This window comes from Aquirhabdus sp. (genome assembly GCF_046462495.1).
Taxonomy (GTDB): Bacteria; Pseudomonadota; Gammaproteobacteria; order Pseudomonadales; family Moraxellaceae; genus Aquirhabdus.
In genome coordinates, this window is record NZ_JBKGVE010000007.1 from 306,622 (window position 1) to 325,110 (window position 18,489).

Here is an 18,489-nt window from a genome sequence, read left to right on the forward strand (position 1 = left end):
TTTCTCCTTAAAAAATTCATGCTCTCTGCACTTTTCATCCTTATGCTGAGGTCAAATCAAGTCTGTATTTTATTATTTAATTCTGTTTTTTGAGATATTTACCATGACTAGGCTGCACCGCTTATTGTTTATTGGGCTCTTTCCTGCCAGTTTAGGCAGCCCGGTCTATGCCGATAGCAATCCTGCATTATCCCCAACAACAGATACAACGGTACAATCTAATAGTGACCATACAGGGACTAACTCGTCCCGAAATTCAACTGATGCAAGCACAACAGACTCCCCCAATAAAACGGCTGCAAATGATCAAGTTTTGGCAACAATTGTCGTCACAGGAAAACTAGAAACTGAAGATCCGACAGAAATCAGTGCGATTCGTAAGACCGTCATTACTCAAGCAGAGATGATTAATTATGGCGACATCTCCGTGACAGATGCCTTACGCCGTGCAGCTGGCATTCAAATGGGCAGTGGCGGTGTAGGTCGGTCATCATTTCGCGGGCTATCTGTACCGCCTGTCATCCAAATCAACGGTGAGGCGATACAAGGCGGTAAACGCGTTGGAACCTCACTGGTGGATACCATCAGTGTTGATATGATTGATCGTATCGAAGTCACCAAACAAGCCAGCGTCACTCAGGCCTCCGGTGCTTCGGGCGGGGTCATCAATATCATTCTAAAAGACGGGCAAAATGCCAGTGCACCAATCACGGGTATTGTCAAAGCAGGTTATGGAACCTATGGCGATGACACACTAGGCAATAATAAACGTCAGTTGAACTTACAACTGGATGGTAAAGAAGGCAATTTCAGCTATAGCACCTCTGCGATCTACAATCGTAACAGTGGTGACAGTCAAACCTTATTGACCAACGCTACGTCCATGGGTCTCTCGACCAACACACAAAACAGTTCCAGCGCCAATGATTTTGAAATGCTCTCCACCCGTATGACCTACAAGTGGGACGAGATCACCAAGGTATTTTCTGACCTGATGTATAGCCAACAGGCCAATACCAGCTCCACCAATACGGACCAATCCCAAGTCAACGGCGACAACACTCGGGTAGCTCTGCGTCTTGAACGCACGCCGGGGGTAAATAAACAAACCTTTAGATTATCGGGACAATGGCAAAATGAAGAAGAAACTGACTTTCGCCCCAATGGCATACGCCAAGTCAATGATGGTCGCCAAACCTACTCCGCAGGTTTTGATGGCATCATCAAAGATTTGACCAATCAAGAAATCAAGTATGGATTCCAGAACTCTTGGGCAACCATCGACAGTAGCCAAACCGCTAGTATCCAAGAGAACAAGTATGCGGTTTATGGTGAAGAAAATTGGAAAATCACTGAGCACCAAATCCTGACGGCCGGTCTGCGTCAAGAGTGGTTACAGCGCAGCGGACTGGTCGATTATGACCAACAAGCACTCAATCCGGCTATTTTTTATAAATATCAATTCGACAAGGCATGGTCACTGCAAGCAGGCTACAACCAAAGTAGTCAAACTCCTCAGCCACAGCAATTGTCTCCTGTCGTGACGCTGGCTACTGGAGCAGATGCAGGCTCGCTGAATAACCCAGATAGTAGTGGTAACCCCCATCTCAAGCCTCAAGAAATTCATTCGTTCGAAAGTACACTGACCTATAACTCGCCTGATGGCGGGTTTAATCTGACGGGTTTCTATCGCGATATCAATAACTATATCGGCAACGTCATTACCCTCGCCAATGGTCGCTATATCCAAAGTCCACAGAATCAGGGCGATGCCGTGGCGACGGGCATGGAGCTGGATGGTCGCTGGAACATCCCTGTAGGTAAAGTCCATAAACTCTTGATCAGTGGACAAATCTCGACCATTCGCGCAATCCTGCAAAATGATGGTCAAGCGGATCAACATGCCAGTGGCGTTGCTCCTTATACCGCCAGTGTCGGGGTTTCTTATCAATACAAACCATGGCGCTGGCTCAGCAATATCAATCTGGGTTATACCCCAGCCTATGAAAGCCCTGTGCAAGGACAGTCCTATGTCAGCCGCTTAAATGCACGCACCAGCCTCGACATCAGCACCACCAAGCGCTTTGACGACGGCTGGGCGGTCACGTTAGCTGCGCGAAATTTGCTCAGTACCGATCAATATTCTGAACTGGATAATCTCGACGGAGCCTTCTACCAAAGCCGCAAAGCCGAAACAGTACCGAATGTGCTCTTAACCGTTGAAAAGCGCTTTTAATAAAGAAAAACCGCGTTCTTCTCATGAAAAACGCGGTTTTTTTGCGTTTAAGCGCGATTATAGCCGAGGTTTATTGGCAGGCTGACGAGCTGCCGCTGAAGCCTTAAATTGGGTGAGCACGCGATCAATCGCACTGAGCTGCGCTTGTGCTGCACGCTCCCCTTCCAGAATACTTTGCTGGCGAGTGGTCAAATCAAGAACGCCCACATTGCCAACGTTCGGTTTAATAATCACGTTGGCCTGCGCCAGCTCCTTATCAATTCCTTGCTGCCCCATGATATTCAGCGTTTGATCCAGCACACCCAGCACATTAGAAGACTGCCCTGGCTTTGGACGTGCTGAGATATCCACCGCAATCACGATATCTGCCCCCATATCCCGTGCAGCAGCCACAGGAATCGGGCTCACCAATCCCCCATCGACATACTTCTTACCTGCAATCGTGGCGGGAATAAAGACATTGGGGATACTGCATGATGCACGAACCGCCTGACCGGTGTTCCCGCGGGTAAAGACGGTACGTGCACCTGTATCCAGTTGCGTAGCCACCGCAGCAAAGCGAATCGGAAATTGCTCCATCGGTTTTTGATTCACTTTAAGATTGACATAATCTTGCAGTTTTTGACCGATGATAAAACCTTGACTGCTCAGCGTCATATCACGAATATCGGACTCTTTTAGCGCCAGTGCCGTCTCTTGTAATTGGTATGGGCTCATGCCACTGGCATATAAACTGCCGACAAAACTACCAGCACTTGTGCCCGTCACGATTTGCGGGTGTATGCCATGCGACTCCAATACCTTGATAATGCCAATATGCGCAAACCCTTTTGCTCCGCCACCACCCAATGCCAAGGCAATGATTGGTTGACGGGGCTGTACAATCGGCGCTGGAGGAGGCGTTGTCGTACAGCCATTGATCACCGCAATACTTAAACCAATCCCTGCCCACAATCCTAATGACTTCATTTGTTGATGAAAACGCATTACTTCACTCTCGTTCAATTCTTAGGGGTTCAGGATGTTTGATGAAACAAACTCGCCAGCGCGTACTCTAGAGCATGCGCAGCGGCTTGGAAAGGCGTTCGGGGTTGGCAGGTGAAGTGTTTTTGTAGAATGCGAGAATTTTTGGTAAATCGGCATCAAAATCTCCACTCGGTTCAAAGCATCCTAAAAATTTCACATTTTTATTTTTAAAATCAAATCCCACCATGACTATCGGAACTTTTGCCGCATAAGCAATGCGATAAAAACCACTTTTCCAGGTCTCCGATGAATCTCGTGTTCCTTCAGGTGCGAGCCCCAACCAAAACTTATCGTGTGAATCAAAGGCATGACACATTTGCTCGACCAGACCATGGGATGACGTGCGGTCAATAGGCATCATCTTCAACCAATTCATTGCCGCTCGAAAAGGCGGTCTGTAGAGGCTGTTTTTAGCCATCAGATGGATTTCTAAGCCCATGGCTAGAACCATCTGTAATCCAATAACGCCATCTTGATTCGAGGTATGCGGTGCACCAATCATCACCGCTTTTGGAATATTAGGCACTTCGCCCAGCACTTTCCACCCTTGCAGTCGAACCAGATTGGTCCAAAACTGACGACTCCAGACCGTACCTCTTTGCGGGATATTTTCACCAAGCACGGGGACAATTTGTGTCATTCTGATCTCCTTCATTTTTATATGCTTGATCCAAGCTTATGTCATGATTATAGACCAAAAAGCCTCTTCAAAATGCCAAGCTAGCGATGGAGTTAAATATCCTAACGCATCTAACTAAGGCGCTACTTCAATCGTTAATCCAAAATTAACCGTTTGTGCGGGAGGTTGGACGCTACGATCGGACGTTAACGCGGGATATGTCGTTGAAATCAGGTAAACACCGGGTAGATCAAAAGTGACTTTGCCATGCCCTTGCTGATCCGTCACCACATCGGGGCGCTCACGCTTGCCTTCCTTATCGTATTGACTCACACCGCGGGCCACATTAAACGTCAATCCTGCAGCCGGCTTGCCATCAAAACGCGCTTCAAATTCAAAACCATCCGTCACATACGCTTCGCTCGGATGCGTGACAGGTCGGACTTCGAAACCTTTATTGGTGAATGCGGTAAGCGGCGCAGGTACACCTTTGGTCACATAAGTCACCGCTTTATTCAGCGCGTTGCTGGTAAAGAGCTGTCCACCTGCTGGTAGTTTATCTTCGCTAACTGAGGTTGCTTTGGCCAGACTTGCCTTCGCAATGTCTCCTTTGTCAGCCTCTGACTTATCCCCGCCTTCTTTTTTAGGCATGTCTTTCATACCTGCCATTGGCGGTCTAGGTGGAACCACACGGAGCCATTGTCCATCGAACAGAACATAACGGGTAGGAATGACCGCCGTATTGACGGTTTGAATCAGATAGGTGCCACTCTGGCTCACATCGGTTTCAATCAGACTAAATTTCTTAAGCTCAGCATTGGCAGGTACGATCTTGCTTTGTCCATCGGGAGTAGTGATGCTGAATTCTGTTTTAAAGTTACGGTTCGGTACAAAAAAACTATCACCGGTAAGTCCACTTTGAACTGTGATGCTGGTTGTTCTGGCATCCACATCAAACTGCTCTGGCAACAAAAAAGGCGCCGCAAAAGCGCTATTCATCATCGAAATCAACGCTAAGATCATCATCTGCTGACGAATTTTGTCGGGATAATGTGTAAACGATTGCAGCATGGACGGTTCCTTAATAAGCGATTCATCATCTATTTTCGAATGCTATCCAGCGTATAGAAACCGTGTGCCATAATCAATAGTTGATAATCGATCTCAATTGCAATATTATTCTCAAACATGCTACAGCAAACACTTTTCATCTCTTTTTATCATCATTCCGTGACCTGCTCTCACTGTGATTGATCCCGCTTTGCATTTTGGAGAACGCCTTCATGTCGTCAACCACTCGTCAATTCGTACTGCGTCCTCTTGTGCTTCAATTATTGACCGTGACAGGATTTGGTTTATCAATCTGTATGCCGACTCTCGTTTCGGCACAAGCCATCCTGAAAGATGACACCACGACCTCCGTTCAATCAAGCAGCAGCGTCAATCCAAAGCATCAAGCGCACTATCATCAAGATCATATTCTGGGGACCTCACTGGATGTCCTCGCCATCAGTGCGACCGCCGAGCAAACCCAACGTGCCTTTACGGTCGCAACGGCTGAAATCCAGCGCCTTAATCAAATTCTCAGTACCTACCGTAGCGACAGCGAAATCAGTGCCCTTAATCAAGCCGTACAAGATGGTCAATCTGTCGCCGTATCTGATGATTTATTTGCAGTGATCCAAGCCTGTGAAAACTGGCGCAATCAAACTTGCGGTGCCTTTAGCGCACGCATGGGTAGCGTGATTCAGGCCAAAGCACAAGGTACTGATGAGGTCTCTGACCTTGCTGAACAGGCTCATCATGCCGAGGTGATTCTCAATCCACAAAGCCAGCGCATTACCCGTCCCCAAGGCGTGCAATTTGCCACAGATGCACTGGCCAAAGGCTATATTATTGACCGAGCGATCAGTGCAGCACGTCAAGCCGTGCCTGAATTGTCTGGGCTGATGGTCGATATAGGCGGGGATATAAAAGTCTGGGGACAAGCTCCGCGCGCTTCAGGCTGGCAGATTGGTTTAAGAGATGCCGGGCAGCGTGCAGATAACCTGGCACCAACCCAAGCACTACAACTTACAAGATCAGCAGCAGTTGCTTTCAGTGGTCAAGGGGCTCGTGATCAGATTGGTCGCGATAGCACGCTTGACTCCCATTTGATCTCGCCAATCTCAGGTGCTGCACTAAATCATGTTGAGCAAAGCATTGTCGTTGCCCCGCATGCAGCGGATGCGGATGCTTTGGCGACAGCCCTTGCCGCAATGACGCCGCAGGACGCAATGGCCCTGATTGAACAGCTTCAACACGTTGAGGCGCAACTGACGCTAACCAACGGTGAAACCTTTAATTCAAGCGGCTGGCATAATCTGGTTGCCACAGAGCAGCACTATGGCAACTTGCAAAGCGTTGCGAATACGACATCAGCTTCGACAAGCAGCGGATGGCCAGCAGGCTATAGCGCTGTGCTTGACTACGATATTCCGAAAATCGAATCCTCTAACTACAAAGCGCCATACGTGGTGATTTGGGTCACCAATGCAGATCGTAAATTGGTCCGTACGCTCCATGTTTGGGGCTCCAAAGAGAAGTGGATTGATTCCAACTATATCTGGTGGAAACGCTACGGTCGTACGACTAGCAACCTCGATACTATTGCCAAGCCTTCCCGTGCGCCTGGACACTATACCGCCATCTGGGATGGCAAAGATGACGCTGGGCAGTTGGTGCCACAAGGCAAATACACCGTGCATATCGAAGCGGCTCGCGAACATGGTGCCCATAGTTATCAGACCTTTGATCTTGATGCCGCACCTAAAGCCAGCAATAAATCACTACCCGCCAAAGATGAATTGGGTGATCTGAAACTTCGTTTTGATCGAGCGATTTAATGACGCGAAAACGCAGTGAGCACTCGATCCATGCTGAAGAAAGTCGGCTAAAAAAAGCCTCGACACAGACGATATTACATCGTTTATCGGGCCGTTTGAGCTATCGTAAATCTGACTTCTATCGCCACGCACGGCATGTCCATGCATGGCTATCCGCTTTTGCTTTTTTATCGTTGATTTTCTTTTCAGCGACTGGACTACTCCTCAATCATCCCGATTGGTTTGCCAGTGAATCCAAAGAATTCACACTGACGACTACCCTGCCGACAGCGGTAATTATCCAAGCAAAAACCTTGGAAAACCCTGCTGCCTTGTTGCTGGATAGCATTCGTAAACAGCCACTGACTCAGCCCTTATTAGGTGCCTTTAAAAGTAGCGATGTGGTCGATGGTGAGCTCGATATGCGTCTGGAAGGTGTTAAGGGCCATAGCGATATTGCCGTGATGCTGGATACTGGGTACACCGAAATCAAGATCACTCCGGCATCAACCATCGATACCCTTAACAATCTGCATCGCGGTAAGAATGCAGGGGTTTTATGGCAGTGGGTCATTGATATCAGTGCGGTATTGATTCTGATTTTATCACTTGCGGGATATATCTTGTTTTTTAGCTTACGCAAACGTAAAGCCATGAGCCTTTGGCTCACAGCAGCGTGTTTAGTGACGATGTTTAGTGTCTTTATCTGGGGAGTGCCTTAAACAAAGGCTTTTTTGTATCAGTTTGCTCTACTGGTCTGGAATCTTCACGCCGTTCGCTTCAACAAGAAATCTGCTAACTCTCGCAAACCATCGGCCCGTTGATCAAAGCCTGCTAATGCTTGAATAGCTTCATGATGCAGATCAATGGCATGTTGCTGTGCAGCAGCAAGTCCAAGTAATGATGGATAAGTCGATTTTTGCAGCTTCTCATCGGAACCAGCAGGTTTACCTAAGGTTTCCGTCGTAGATGTCACATCTAGCACGTCGTCCTGAACTTGAAACGCTAAGCCTAAGGCATAAGCAAAGCGATCCAGATCATTGAGTACAGCCGGAGTCATCATTCCTGCAGCAGAGGCACCCATCCGCACTGCAGAACGAATCAGCGCACCCGTTTTATTCACATGAATCGTTTCCAGCTCTTGCTCACCCACCTGCTTGGTTTCCGCCGCAAGATCCAATAACTGCCCCTTCACCATCTGACTCGCCGCTTGCGACAAGCTCTGCATCTGAGCCAGTTGGATTGATGCGCAAGGCGTTTGATCAGAAAACCACGAGCCTGATAACACATCAAAAGCTAAAGACTGTAAAACATCACCAGCCAGCAGTGCGTTGGCTTCACCATACACGACATGCACGGTCGGTTGACCTCGGCGCAGTTCATCATCATCCATACATGGCAAATCATCATGCACCAACGAATAGCAATGGATCAGTTCTATCGCAACCGCAGCCCGTCGCGCGGCAGCAGGATATAAAACGTCATCTAATGCACATGCCATACAAGCCATATAGACCAACGCTGGTCGAACACGTTTGCCACCTTGTAAGGCAGCATGGCGAACTGCCTTGTGCAAAACCTCTGGCCAGTCCTGCTGATCAATCACATGGAGTAAATCCGCCTTGACCTGAGTCTGCGCATCTATCAACAGCTGAGGCAACGCTACAGAGTGACCCATAGCGGTCGCTCCTACTTGTGATAAATCAGGAATGAACGTCATCAACACACCTTATGATTGATCGACCAACCTATTGGTTGATCTCCAGTAATTCTATCAAGAGAATGAAGACAGGTGCCTTAAATTACGTGTCATCTTTGCAATTTCTTCAGTCAAGTCTTGTCACAACTCAAAATGCAGGCATAAAAAAACGCACAAAAATGTGCGTTTTTTTGCCATCATCCGCAGCTTATTTAGCAGTAGGAGCAGCTTTTGCAACAACTTTACGTTGTGGCAATTTTTCACGGATACGTGCAGCTTTACCAGCCAAGTCACGGAGGTAGTACAACTTAGCACGACGAACCGCACCACGGCGTTTCACTTCGATACCAGCGATGATTGGTGAGTGAGTTTGGAACACACGCTCAACACCAACACCGTTAGAAATTTTACGTACGGTAAACGCAGAGTTGATACCACGGTTTTTGATCGCAATCACAATGCCTTCATAAGCCTGTGTACGTTCACGATCACCTTCTTTTACTTTAACTTGAACAACAACAGTATCACCTGGTGCAAACGCAGGGATATTTTGTTTAAGCTGAGCTGTTTCAACGATTTGTACTAAAGGGTGCTTGCCACTCATTGTGGATACTCCATAAATGTCACCGATTCAAGCAATAATGAATCAAGCAACTGAGGAAAGAGGCTATCGTTTGCGTGTTATCACTCACCATGAGTCACAACCCATCAAACCGGCGCATATCACTCGTTAAATTAACTACTTTTTAAGTAGGTACAACATTTGATAAAACCTGATGGCTTAACAACAACCATCATTGACTAAAATTTGACTTTTTAAATCGATTTCAAAGAATCATGCTTTAAAAACATCACCCCTTTTAGTCTGGGGATTTCGTTTGAATCTGTTGCGCGGATATACGCGCTTCTTTTTCTGCCTCGGTCAGCCATTTCTGGTGCTGCTTCGACAGCGTGACATCCTTGAATAACTCAGGACGTCGGGCTTTGGTTCGCGTCACGCTTTGCAAAAAACGCCACTTTTCAATCTCAAGATGGTGACCGCTTTTCAGCACATCCGGCACATCCAGCCCTTGAAACGTATCTGGACGCGTATAGTGCGGACAATCCAGTAAACCATCGACAAAAGAGTCTTGCTCAGCTGACGCATTATCCCCCATCACATCAGGGATACGGCGGATCACGCTATCCATCAGCACCATGGCAGGCAATTCACCGCCTGTAAGCACATAGTCACCGATAGACCACTCTTGATCCACATAAAGCTGGATCAAACGTTCATCAATACCTTCATAGCGACCACACAGCAAAATCATACCATCGTAATGCTGTAAGGCTTTTACACCTGTTTCATCCAGTTTGCGACCTTGCGGTGACAAATACACCACTGGCACATTCACAAGACCTTGCACGGCCGCCAGTGCCTTTGCATGGTTAATGGCATCTGCCAGAGGCTCTGCCAACATCACCATACCGGGACCACCGCCAAAGGGGCGCTCATCAACACGGCGATACGCATCTTTTGTGTAATCCCGTGGGTTAAGACAAGTCACACTAACTTGACCCCGTGCAATCGCCCGTCCTGTAATCCCAAAGTCGCGTACCGCTGCAAACATGTCAGGAAATAGGGTAATGATCGCAAACCACATAAACCCACCTTGCTTCAAGTCAACGATCTACACTGAATATCAATTAGACCGTTAACCTTAATTGCTTAGTAGTCAACGCCCCAGTTCACATCCATACGCTTTGCAGTCATATCAATGTTACGGATGATATCTTTGTGCCATGGAATCAGTCGTTCAACTTGGTCTACACTGCCAGCCACAGGACGAACAACGATGACATCATTCGCACCCGTTTCAAACAGCTCATGAATCGCACCGAGGAAGACTGGCGTCGGCTCGACCGCTGAATCATGAATATCATAGGCATGCACGTGTAGCCCCACCAAATCTGACCAGTAATATTCATTAGCCGGCGCTGCAGGTAATGCAGCACGATTCACCCAAACGGTAGCACCCATCAGCAAATCTGCTGCGGTACGATCTAAGACACCCACCAGCGAAACCACCAGACCCTTGCCTTGTGTTCGCCAACGTTTGACTTCCATTTGCTTCCAGCCAGTGCGTGTTTCCACCCACCAAGGCTGATAACCAAAGATATTACTGATTGGATCGGTATCAGAATACAACCACAACCAACCTTGCAAGCCATATGCTGCACGTAACTCACCCACTTTGATTCGATCTGCGGGGAGTACGTCTAAAGGCACAGCGTCTAAATGCATCGTTTCACCTATGCAGCCTTTGGCGCATTTGCACTATTGGATGTTGCCGCAACGCATGTGCAGCGACAACAAGTATCCATCTTCAAAAGATGCGATTAAGCAGCAACCGCAGCAGCTTCTTTTTTAGCACTTGATGCTAAAGATGCAACGCGATCAGAAGGTTGTGCACCGTTTGAAATCCAGTAGGCATAACGTTCTGCATTCAGACGCAGCTTTTCAGCTTGGCCTTTAGCGGTTGGGTTGAAAAAACCAATGCGTTCGATGAAACGGCCATCGCGTGGATTACGGCTATCAGTCACAATAACTTGATAGAACGGACGCTTTTTGGCACCACCACGGGCAAGACGAATAACGACCATGTACGACACTCACTTAAACTGAAAATATGAAACAACAATAAAATAAACTATAGAACTGATATCAAAATCTAATAACAACCGCTCACGTTAATGAGCACCGCCCGCACCAAAAAACCTTATAGAAGGGTCTACCACAAGGCACAGACGCAGTTCTGTCCAAAAAGGGGGCTATTCTACGTTATTTTTTCTGAAATGTGAAGACGAAATGAGCGGGATGTAAAAGAATTCGCCTAATTTCCATCCCATGTTGATGTTGATGTGGGCTGCGAATTCACGCAAAGATTGGTTGATGTTCCATTTGTCTTATTCCAACAAGTCCAGCCTTGATCATTAAGCCTCAGCAAACCGTCATTGCCCTGACGAGTACCGCTGATTGGTGTCGCCGTCATTGTCCAGCTGTTCGTGGGAGATGCTGTAATCATCAGGTTGTAATAGGCCTTACCGGTTTGCGGATAAACAGGAGACGTATTGGGTGTTGAATATCCAAAGATTGCAGGATTAGTTAATGGATTGGTTGCATAGCCTGACGTTGAATTTGATGCGCCAAAGTCGTTATTGGCCAATTTATAAGCTGTCAATTTTTGTGCAATTTGAGCCATCGCTGTTTTGACATCCGTACGACTGCCACGAATCAAATACTGTTGATAAGATGGAATTGCGATCGCGCCCAAAATACCGACTACTACGACGATAATCATGATTTCAACTAAGGTAAAGCCTCTCATATTTCTATTCATTACTTTTCGCCTATTCACATCTATCACCACGCACTAGAGGTGCCTGCACAGAGCTGCGCATCACTTTTGCTCGAATCTTTAATATTTGCAAGCATGGATGCATCACTAAGCGACTGATCCGACAAACAGCGCACCCCACTATTATTCAACACTAAACGAGAAGCCAAGCTCATGATGGAATTAGTCGTATTGGGCTGAGCAATCATAACCCACTGTTGCCCCGCTCCTGTAGAGAGAGACTGAGTTCGATCAGTACCGTCCAGTATGACGATTTTGTATTTATAATTACTTGTCGTGCTTCCTTTCGGCAGATAGAGCGTTGTGTTCGTTGCCGTAGTCAGAGTGACATCCGTAGCATATGGATCAGCTGGGGTAAATCCCTTGTAACTTAACGCTTTTGCGCGCCAGCGCTCAAGATCTGCCGCGATCTTTAGCATCTGGCTTTCTGCAGCTCCTCGCTGAGACTTTCGCATATATTGGTTGTACGTTGGGATCGCGATGGTGGCTAGTATACTCACAGCCATAATCACGACCATCAACTCAATCAGCGTAAAACCCGCACGTTTCTGATAAGTTTGCATGATTACTTCACTTTTGATGGGTTAGGAAGTTTTTCATACCAGCGCGTTGGGATCAATTGACGATTAGAAGACCAACCACCTGTACCCGACGTATTGCCCAGCAAGGTCATGCCACCATTATCATCAGGTCCCAAGGCAATCCCTCGAATCCCCGAACCAATCAATGTTGGATGACTACTCAGCGTATTTACGACGGCACCTGTCGTTGACTCTCGTGAGCTATCGACGCTCCCGCTGGCTGAACCCGAGGTATTTAAACAGGCACCATAAGGCAAGCAGAAGCGCTCACGAATGGTTTCACCAACCACTTTTGCACTGCAAGGGTCTGGCTGCGGTGTCGCAGTGCCTTCAGGATCATACACAGGAACCAGCAAATTACCAGTGATCGCAAGAGGCTCTTCAAAAGCTTTCATGCCACCTGCAGTTTTAGACGCGAGCTCTGCACCCGCACTATTACTCGACAGTGAGCGATACCAACCATTTTTGGTACTGGCCGTCTTAGGAAAGAACGTACTGGGTACATTGCCTGATAACAATTGTGGATTTTGCTGCAGTTGACTCACCGTAGTATCGGCTGTCAACAAAGGCGTTGTTGATGAACAGCTCCCTGTGCCCATGCCGCCACCGTTATAGCACTTATTAGTAATCAAGTCTGCTTTGATAAAGTCACGATCCATAATGGCGTAGACATTATTGACAGGTTTGGTAACCCCCTTGCCTCCCACAGAAGTGGCCAGCACATCCAATGGACTACTACGATCACCCGATGCTACGCCAACAACGATAAAGGTATCTGCCCCCTCATCATGTATCGTGGCTGTAGGTGCCTCATAGAAACGTGGGGAGTTCGCTGCTGTTGATGATGCAAGGTTAGCCAAACGAACCACACGGACCGCAAATGCACCGGTATTATTCAATGTCCGCTGAGACGCATTATTGAAGTCTGCGCGGAAGACTTGTCCACCCAAATCAGCAAAATACAAATGATCAGTTAAACCATCCGCATCACGATCTAACGTTGAAATACGACCCACGATGCTATGAGTCATATAGCTATTTAGCGTTGAATTGAAGCCTGTTGGTGCAGCAACATTTGAAGCCATCCACAACAATTGCCCCGTAGTAGCATTCACCATATAGACCGCATTGCCCGCAGCAGATGATTTACTATTGCAAAGCGTATCGGTCTGCGTTGTTGAGTTCAAAGTAAATAATGGGTTTTCATAGCATAAATCATATCCCCCACCAACAATCATCACACGGGTAATCACGCCATTCCAACGCACGTTGGTTAAAATCGGTTTAGACCATGTATAGCCCATACGATCAAAACCCTTGCCAACCATTGGATCAGTTCCACTGGTTGTAAGCGGCGCACTAATTCTAAATAACAATTTTGGTGCTGTAGGGGTTTTTAAATTCAAACCATAATAGCTATTTCCACCCAGACGTAATCCACCATAAACATTCATGGTTGTGGCGGTAATAGTAGAGGTTCCACCAGGTAAGTTTGGACGACTGACCGTATAGGAAGCATCAGAAACCCAAGCCCCATCAACGCCTTGAGCGGGAACTTGAGATAAGGTTGTGGTTTGCGGTAAAACAGCAGTTTGTGTGATTTGTGTACCCGCTGCATTCTGAATCAAAGCCTGTGACGCAACCGTTTTATCCAGAATCTCTTTAGGGACAAAAACCATCTGCTCAACACCACCTGCAGAAGTTGCACCTGTCCCAGATCCTGCTGCCACAAGATGCAATGCACCTTCCATTGTGCCGTACAACACAGACTCTACGCGAGTAGTGCCGAGCGTTCCATCTGCATTCAAGGTTCCAGAATAACTCAACTGCACCGGCATCGAATGCATGATCGCACCCGCAGTCAAAAATGGACTTGAAGGGGCCGCTAAAGTAGGTACTGTCGTAGGTAATGGCGAAATTGGGACGTTATAACCCAAATAATTCAGCAAAGCGAGGCGTTTTGCCATCGGTATGTTAGTCAATGGCGTTGCATTGAATTTAGTCGTTACATACGCATCGGTTAAACTTGCTGCAGTCGTGGACGCTGGAGCAGGCAATAAATCAACACCACAGGTACTACCACAATTTGCGGTGCTCGAAGCTGTCGCCAATAATTCGGTATCCGATGCTGTTGATGAAAAATTGGTAAAGATTGGACGGATTGTACGTGGCACTGTATTCGCTATGCCATTCGCAGAGGTCGGCATTGGCACTTTGGAGTTTGCTCCACCTTTATTGGTAAAGCCACCATCAGGAGAACCTGAAGAATTCCACAAATCGGTTGTTGATGCCGTAGGCAAATTTGTGACTGGATCGGGAGTACCAAAGACAAAGGTGCCGTCAGTATTCAAAACCTGACGATTGCTTGCATCCGTCAATGCACCGCCACTGATGTTATATTTTTTAAGATTACCGCTCCAGACTAACTGGGTTGTATCTTTAGGATTTGGCGTCAGCATCCGCATATAACCAAATTTTTCAAAGCCTGTGGGATTCAAACTGTCGATAGGAATCGAAGCTGCACCGGTTACCAATGGTGAAATATCATTATTCGCAAGATCTTGAATAAATTGATAAACACTATTGGTCACACTGGCATCAGAAAGGGCACGATAGAACCCCCCAGCCCCATAGCCACCGCCAGTACACAGCTCACTCCCCGCTCCACCGCGGCGCGACCCCCACTTACAGGCATTCGCAGGATCAGGATTGGTGATGGTATCAAAAACAGAGCCAAATCCAACCATCGCAGTTTGGATGGGGGCACCTTTAATCGTTGCACTGCTGTTGTAGAGTGGATTGGTCGCACCATCACCTTTTGTATTGGTCGCACCTGTTTTGGTATTTACATATTCAGAAGCATTACCATACAGTGCTTGAGCAAAGGTACCGATACAGTTCCAAGCAGGGTAGGTATTAATCCCGCCAGTTAATATGCCTGCCCCAGTCACGGCACTTTGCCCTAGTGCCTTGTACGTTGTTTGCACAGCAGAACATGAGAATGTTGACGCGCTGGTGCCTAACGCGGCTTTCATCACCAATGATTGATCATAGGCTGGACCGTTTGGCTCACCATCGGTTAGAAAGTAAATGCCTTGACCGTCACAGCTGGCTCGATTTGCAACCGCAGGCAACGGAGAAACATACGCAGTACCGGCAGAATTTTTAGACGAAGCGACGGAACTGGAAAAACCACTATCCGGATCTGCTGTCAGAACATTCTTGATATAGACCGTATAAGTAGTACCCGAAATGTTACGCGTTACCGTTGTATCATAGGCTGAGCTGGGTTGTGTACTGGATGTGGTTGAGCTCCAGCTCGAACAGGTATTTGTGGCAGGGCTTGACGTTAAGCTGGCACCATTCAAACTTGAACAATTTGAGTACTTACCGGAACTATTCTTTCGATACACATCGGTTGCAACGCTGATATTATTAGCTGTTGATGTCCCCAACAAATAAGCACCCGCTTCCGCATATGCAGGGGCTGTAGGTGTATTATACAAAGCTGATAAGCCACTAATTTGTTGCTTTAATATATAACGTTGACCTGTAGTCCCGGTTCCATTTGACACAACAGGACCTAATGGCAATGCAGGTTGTAAAATTTTGCCTGAATTGCTGTCCGCAAAGGTACCTACACCCATGACAACCGTATCGGGTATGGCAAAAGAAGTCTGATCATCCAATGCCGCGTACATTCCAGATTTCAAGCGGTTAATACGTGTATAGCATTTATAGACAATATTAGTCGTCGGTGAAGCTGCCGCTCCCGTTGCAGTACAGCCTGTCCTGACGTTATTTTGATAATAGCTAGTCAAACCATTCAGCTTAGATTGGCTAACAGGGCAATAACCACGACTATAGGTTGGTAAGCTCGTATTTGGGCTGTTCTCGGTTGACTCAGAGCAACTCCCCAAACCAAAATCTTCATTATACGAACTCGTTCCCATACTTCCCGAGTTATCAAGCATCATCACCAACGTGATTTGTCCTGAAGTCCCTGGTCGATAGATTGCCGAATCGGTTGCATGAGCAGTCCCACACATGAATGTGATGAGCATCGCTCCAAAGAAAATATTCTGCGTGCTCGACTCCCGAGCTTTGATTTGACTGTACATGTCTATTCTCTCTTAAAATAACGATGGATCAGACTACCGATTAATTGATCGCAGTAGTCTGCGTTAGCCCATTGCTTAAGTTATATTCTTGAACCTGCGTATTCGCTGGGACGCCATTTCGAGCCAGACAATCCGTGATCGTTTCTTTGCTAGCATTCTGAGGGTCACCATTGTCACTGATACGACCATTCAAACAGCTACTTTGCACCACACTCAGATCGCCTGTGGCCATACTCGGTAGCATTGCTGTAGACGTCACTCGAATACGCTTCTGTGTTGCAAACTTAGTTGTTGGAGTCCCTTCACTGACACTAGTATCTCGTGTCAAATGTGAGCCGGGAGGTTCAGAGCTCTCCTCCGTAGGTTTCGTCACTGCAACCTGTGTTACTGCTGCTTGACGACCACTTCCAAAGTCAGCGGTCAAATCACAAAAACCACTACCGCCGCTATCATCAACAATACTGACATCGCCCGATGCACCCGCTGCAGGATTGGCATGAATCATATTGGCATTCAACATCAAACCAAATGTCTGTGTGGTTGTAGGCCGATAGCAAAACACCATCTCACGTCCCGCATTGGAATCATCCAATGCACTCCCGATCACGGATGCCAAACTCACAGCACCTGACGCTGTCAAATCCATGGTCGCAAATTTATTTAAAATCGTATCGGAAGACTGAACCAAGATCGAACGGACTTGCGAATTAGTGGAAATATTGAGCGTGGTTAATCCCTGTCTCATTGCCATGACGCCAATTATCGTGATCAGTAGAAGAATAAACAGCACTGCGATCAATGTCGCTCCACGTTGTTGACCCAATCGCACCGGTTGATATCGAATCATATTCATGATGCAGCTCCCATACCATTACGTAATGCAATCGTAGTGAGATAAGCCTGCCGTACATAACGGTTGGTATTTTGATTTGTTTCAGCAATCGGCTTAACAGACTGGTCAAACAGGGTATATATCTTCGCAGGATCAATGAGTGAACTGTTGGTGTTATCCAATGATCGAACCAGTGCAGCCACTTTTACAGACAAGATTCTCGGTGCAATCCCACCAGCATTTCGTGCCGCAACTGCAGCCGCTTTATATTGATTAATGGTGTAGTAAACAAAATTTCCGTTTACCGCTTGAGTTCCGAGCAAAAAATGAATTTGATCAACGCGATTCATGATCACCTGCCCAGGATTTCCGAGCCCCGTTACGATCTGTAGATTTGCCAGAGCAGGAGATGCAGCAGGCGGGGTTACAGATGCGGCATTACAGGCCAAAACCAAATTTTGGACATTTGAACCCGTATTACCGACCGTAATAGTATCCAGACGAATGAAATAACGTTCAATCACTGAACTCCCTGCAGTGACTGGCACCCCTTCACAATTGACCATATCTGCAGGGGCAGCAAACTGGATCGTCAATTGATCGCTTTTAAGCGCACCACCCGTTGATGTTGTGACATTAGACAATCCTGTCCATTGATTTAACGTCGAACTTGCGACATCACCATCACTATTACTCAATAAGGCCGACGAGATATATGCACCCGCACTGTTGCTGGTTCGATATACGGGCAGGTTCGAAGCCGTCGATGCTGCGGTATCTGCCGTGAGAACAATTCCACCCCAAGGGGTGACATCGGTTAAGAAACGATTGGTGATATTGCCAAAATTCGCTAAACGAATATCTCGTGACATGGAATCCAGTCCAAACAATCCACCATCTTGCATATCTGCGCCCGCTTGCTGTAGTCGGGAGTTGATTACCCCACCAACAAACAACTGACTGGCTGCCGCGACCAGCAAAAGCCCTAGCACGATCGAAATCATCAGTTCGATTAAGGTAAATCCAGCATCTTTTCGAGAAGATTGGTAAGCTTTTAAGCGCGATTGCTGATATCTGTAATCAGCTAATCTATTTAATTGATTACACATT

Annotated in this window: 16 protein-coding genes; 3 read left to right on the forward strand and 13 right to left on the reverse strand. The window is 47.1% G+C overall.

Annotation, left to right across the window (positions count from 1 at the left end; genetic code table 11):
- The first annotated feature begins 103 nt into the window (after positions 1 to 103).
- Positions 104 to 2,236 carry a TonB-dependent receptor plug domain-containing protein gene (locus tag ACLHG7_RS09515; protein ID WP_410210785.1) on the forward strand — a complete coding sequence of 711 codons (2,133 nt, stop codon included), beginning with the start codon at positions 104 to 106 and terminating at the stop codon, positions 2,234 to 2,236.
- A 57-nt stretch (positions 2,237 to 2,293) separates the two neighbouring features.
- On the opposite strand, the gene ACLHG7_RS09520 is transcribed toward ACLHG7_RS09515, so the two are convergent.
- The 3 genes from ACLHG7_RS09520 to ACLHG7_RS09530 all read right to left on the reverse strand — a co-directional run bounded on the left by ACLHG7_RS09520 (position 2,294) and on the right by ACLHG7_RS09530 (position 4,952).
- Entirely contained in the window at positions 2,294 to 3,223 is a 930-nt protein-coding gene (locus tag ACLHG7_RS09520) for a patatin-like phospholipase family protein (protein ID WP_410210786.1), read from the reverse strand.
- 67 nt (positions 3,224 to 3,290) lie between these two features.
- Entirely contained in the window at positions 3,291 to 3,902 is a 612-nt protein-coding gene (locus ACLHG7_RS09525; RefSeq protein WP_410210787.1) for a 1-acyl-sn-glycerol-3-phosphate acyltransferase, read from the reverse strand.
- Positions 3,903 to 4,016: 114 nt separating this feature from the next.
- Positions 4,017 to 4,952, reverse strand: coding sequence for a DUF4198 domain-containing protein (locus ACLHG7_RS09530; RefSeq protein WP_410210788.1), 936 nt, complete (start codon positions 4,950 to 4,952; stop codon positions 4,017 to 4,019).
- 212 nt (positions 4,953 to 5,164) lie between these two features.
- On the opposite strand from ACLHG7_RS09530, the gene ACLHG7_RS09535 reads away from it, so the two are divergent.
- Both ACLHG7_RS09535 and ACLHG7_RS09540 read left to right on the forward strand, forming a co-directional pair.
- Positions 5,165 to 6,766 carry a DUF2271 domain-containing protein gene (locus tag ACLHG7_RS09535; protein WP_410210789.1) on the forward strand — a complete coding sequence of 534 codons (1,602 nt, stop codon included), beginning with the start codon at positions 5,165 to 5,167 and terminating at the stop codon, positions 6,764 to 6,766.
- Positions 6,766 to 7,467 (forward strand): PepSY-associated TM helix domain-containing protein, encoded by a 702-nt coding sequence (locus tag ACLHG7_RS09540; protein ID WP_410210790.1) that lies wholly within the window; start codon positions 6,766 to 6,768, stop codon positions 7,465 to 7,467. Before ACLHG7_RS09535 ends, ACLHG7_RS09540 begins: the two co-directional genes overlap by 1 nt.
- Positions 7,468 to 7,511: 44 nt before the next feature.
- Here the strand turns inward: ACLHG7_RS09540 and ACLHG7_RS09545 are convergent, their stop codons facing one another.
- The 10 genes from ACLHG7_RS09545 to ACLHG7_RS09590 form a co-directional block, all read right to left on the reverse strand.
- Complete coding sequence (locus ACLHG7_RS09545) at positions 7,512 to 8,456, reverse strand: polyprenyl synthetase family protein (protein WP_410210873.1); 945 nt, start codon at positions 8,454 to 8,456, stop codon at positions 7,512 to 7,514.
- A 196-nt stretch (positions 8,457 to 8,652) separates the two neighbouring features.
- A complete protein-coding gene (rplS, locus tag ACLHG7_RS09550) occupies positions 8,653 to 9,048 on the reverse strand; it encodes a 50S ribosomal protein L19 (RefSeq protein WP_410210791.1) in 396 nt (131 codons plus the stop codon).
- 256 nt (positions 9,049 to 9,304) lie between these two features.
- Positions 9,305 to 10,090: a tRNA (guanosine(37)-N1)-methyltransferase TrmD gene (gene trmD / locus ACLHG7_RS09555; RefSeq protein WP_410210792.1), complete on the reverse strand. Its 786-nt coding sequence runs from the start codon at positions 10,088 to 10,090 to the stop codon at positions 9,305 to 9,307.
- A 65-nt stretch (positions 10,091 to 10,155) separates the two neighbouring features.
- The gene (gene rimM / locus ACLHG7_RS09560; protein WP_410210793.1) at positions 10,156 to 10,731 is read right to left on the reverse strand and encodes a ribosome maturation factor RimM; all 576 of its coding nucleotides are present in this window, start codon (positions 10,729 to 10,731) and stop codon (positions 10,156 to 10,158) included.
- Between the two features lie 95 nt (positions 10,732 to 10,826).
- A complete protein-coding gene (gene rpsP, locus ACLHG7_RS09565; RefSeq protein WP_410210794.1) occupies positions 10,827 to 11,090 on the reverse strand; it encodes a 30S ribosomal protein S16 in 264 nt (87 codons plus the stop codon).
- Positions 11,091 to 11,320: 230 nt separating this feature from the next.
- Positions 11,321 to 11,827 (reverse strand): type IV pilin protein, encoded by a 507-nt coding sequence (locus ACLHG7_RS09570; protein ID WP_410210795.1) that lies wholly within the window; start codon positions 11,825 to 11,827, stop codon positions 11,321 to 11,323.
- A gap of 23 nt (positions 11,828 to 11,850) precedes the next feature.
- Positions 11,851 to 12,408 carry a type IV pilin protein gene (locus ACLHG7_RS09575; protein WP_410210796.1) on the reverse strand — a complete coding sequence of 186 codons (558 nt, stop codon included), beginning with the start codon at positions 12,406 to 12,408 and terminating at the stop codon, positions 11,851 to 11,853.
- 2 nt (positions 12,409 to 12,410) lie between these two features.
- Positions 12,411 to 16,547 carry a pilus assembly protein PilY gene (locus tag ACLHG7_RS09580; RefSeq protein ID WP_410210797.1) on the reverse strand — a complete coding sequence of 1,379 codons (4,137 nt, stop codon included), beginning with the start codon at positions 16,545 to 16,547 and terminating at the stop codon, positions 12,411 to 12,413.
- A 40-nt stretch (positions 16,548 to 16,587) separates the two neighbouring features.
- Positions 16,588 to 17,400 (reverse strand): pilus assembly protein, encoded by an 813-nt coding sequence (locus ACLHG7_RS09585; RefSeq protein ID WP_410210798.1) that lies wholly within the window; start codon positions 17,398 to 17,400, stop codon positions 16,588 to 16,590.
- The gene (locus ACLHG7_RS09590; protein WP_410210799.1) at positions 17,397 to 18,488 is read right to left on the reverse strand and encodes a PilW family protein; all 1,092 of its coding nucleotides are present in this window, start codon (positions 18,486 to 18,488) and stop codon (positions 17,397 to 17,399) included. Before ACLHG7_RS09590 ends, ACLHG7_RS09585 begins: the two co-directional genes overlap by 4 nt.
- Between the last annotated feature and the right edge of the window lies 1 nt (position 18,489).

Bases quoted from the DNA above. Each gene is read 5' to 3' on its own strand.
- rimM (WP_410210793.1), bottom strand. From the start codon at position 10,731: ATGCATTTAGACGCTGTGCCTTTAGACGTACTCCCCGCAGATCGAATC.
- rplS (WP_410210791.1), bottom strand. From the start codon at position 9,048: ATGAGTGGCAAGCACCCTTTAGTACAAATCGTTGAAACAGCTCAGCTT.
- ACLHG7_RS09575 (WP_410210796.1), bottom strand. From the start codon at position 12,408: ATGCAAACTTATCAGAAACGTGCGGGTTTTACGCTGATTGAGTTGATG.
- trmD (WP_410210792.1), bottom strand. From the start codon at position 10,090: ATGTGGTTTGCGATCATTACCCTATTTCCTGACATGTTTGCAGCGGTA.
- ACLHG7_RS09530 (WP_410210788.1), bottom strand. From the start codon at position 4,952: ATGCTGCAATCGTTTACACATTATCCCGACAAAATTCGTCAGCAGATG.
- ACLHG7_RS09590 (WP_410210799.1), bottom strand. From the start codon at position 18,488: ATGTGTAATCAATTAAATAGATTAGCTGATTACAGATATCAGCAATCG.
- ACLHG7_RS09585 (WP_410210798.1), bottom strand. From the start codon at position 17,400: ATGAATATGATTCGATATCAACCGGTGCGATTGGGTCAACAACGTGGA.
- ACLHG7_RS09520 (WP_410210786.1), bottom strand. From the start codon at position 3,223: ATGCGTTTTCATCAACAAATGAAGTCATTAGGATTGTGGGCAGGGATT.
- ACLHG7_RS09525 (WP_410210787.1), bottom strand. From the start codon at position 3,902: ATGACACAAATTGTCCCCGTGCTTGGTGAAAATATCCCGCAAAGAGGT.
- rpsP (WP_410210794.1), bottom strand. From the start codon at position 11,090: ATGGTCGTTATTCGTCTTGCCCGTGGTGGTGCCAAAAAGCGTCCGTTC.
- ACLHG7_RS09540 (WP_410210790.1), top strand. From the start codon at position 6,766: ATGACGCGAAAACGCAGTGAGCACTCGATCCATGCTGAAGAAAGTCGG.
- ACLHG7_RS09570 (WP_410210795.1), bottom strand. From the start codon at position 11,827: ATGAATAGAAATATGAGAGGCTTTACCTTAGTTGAAATCATGATTATC.
- ACLHG7_RS09535 (WP_410210789.1), top strand. From the start codon at position 5,165: ATGTCGTCAACCACTCGTCAATTCGTACTGCGTCCTCTTGTGCTTCAA.
- ACLHG7_RS09580 (WP_410210797.1), bottom strand. From the start codon at position 16,547: ATGTACAGTCAAATCAAAGCTCGGGAGTCGAGCACGCAGAATATTTTC.
- ACLHG7_RS09515 (WP_410210785.1), top strand. From the start codon at position 104: ATGACTAGGCTGCACCGCTTATTGTTTATTGGGCTCTTTCCTGCCAGT.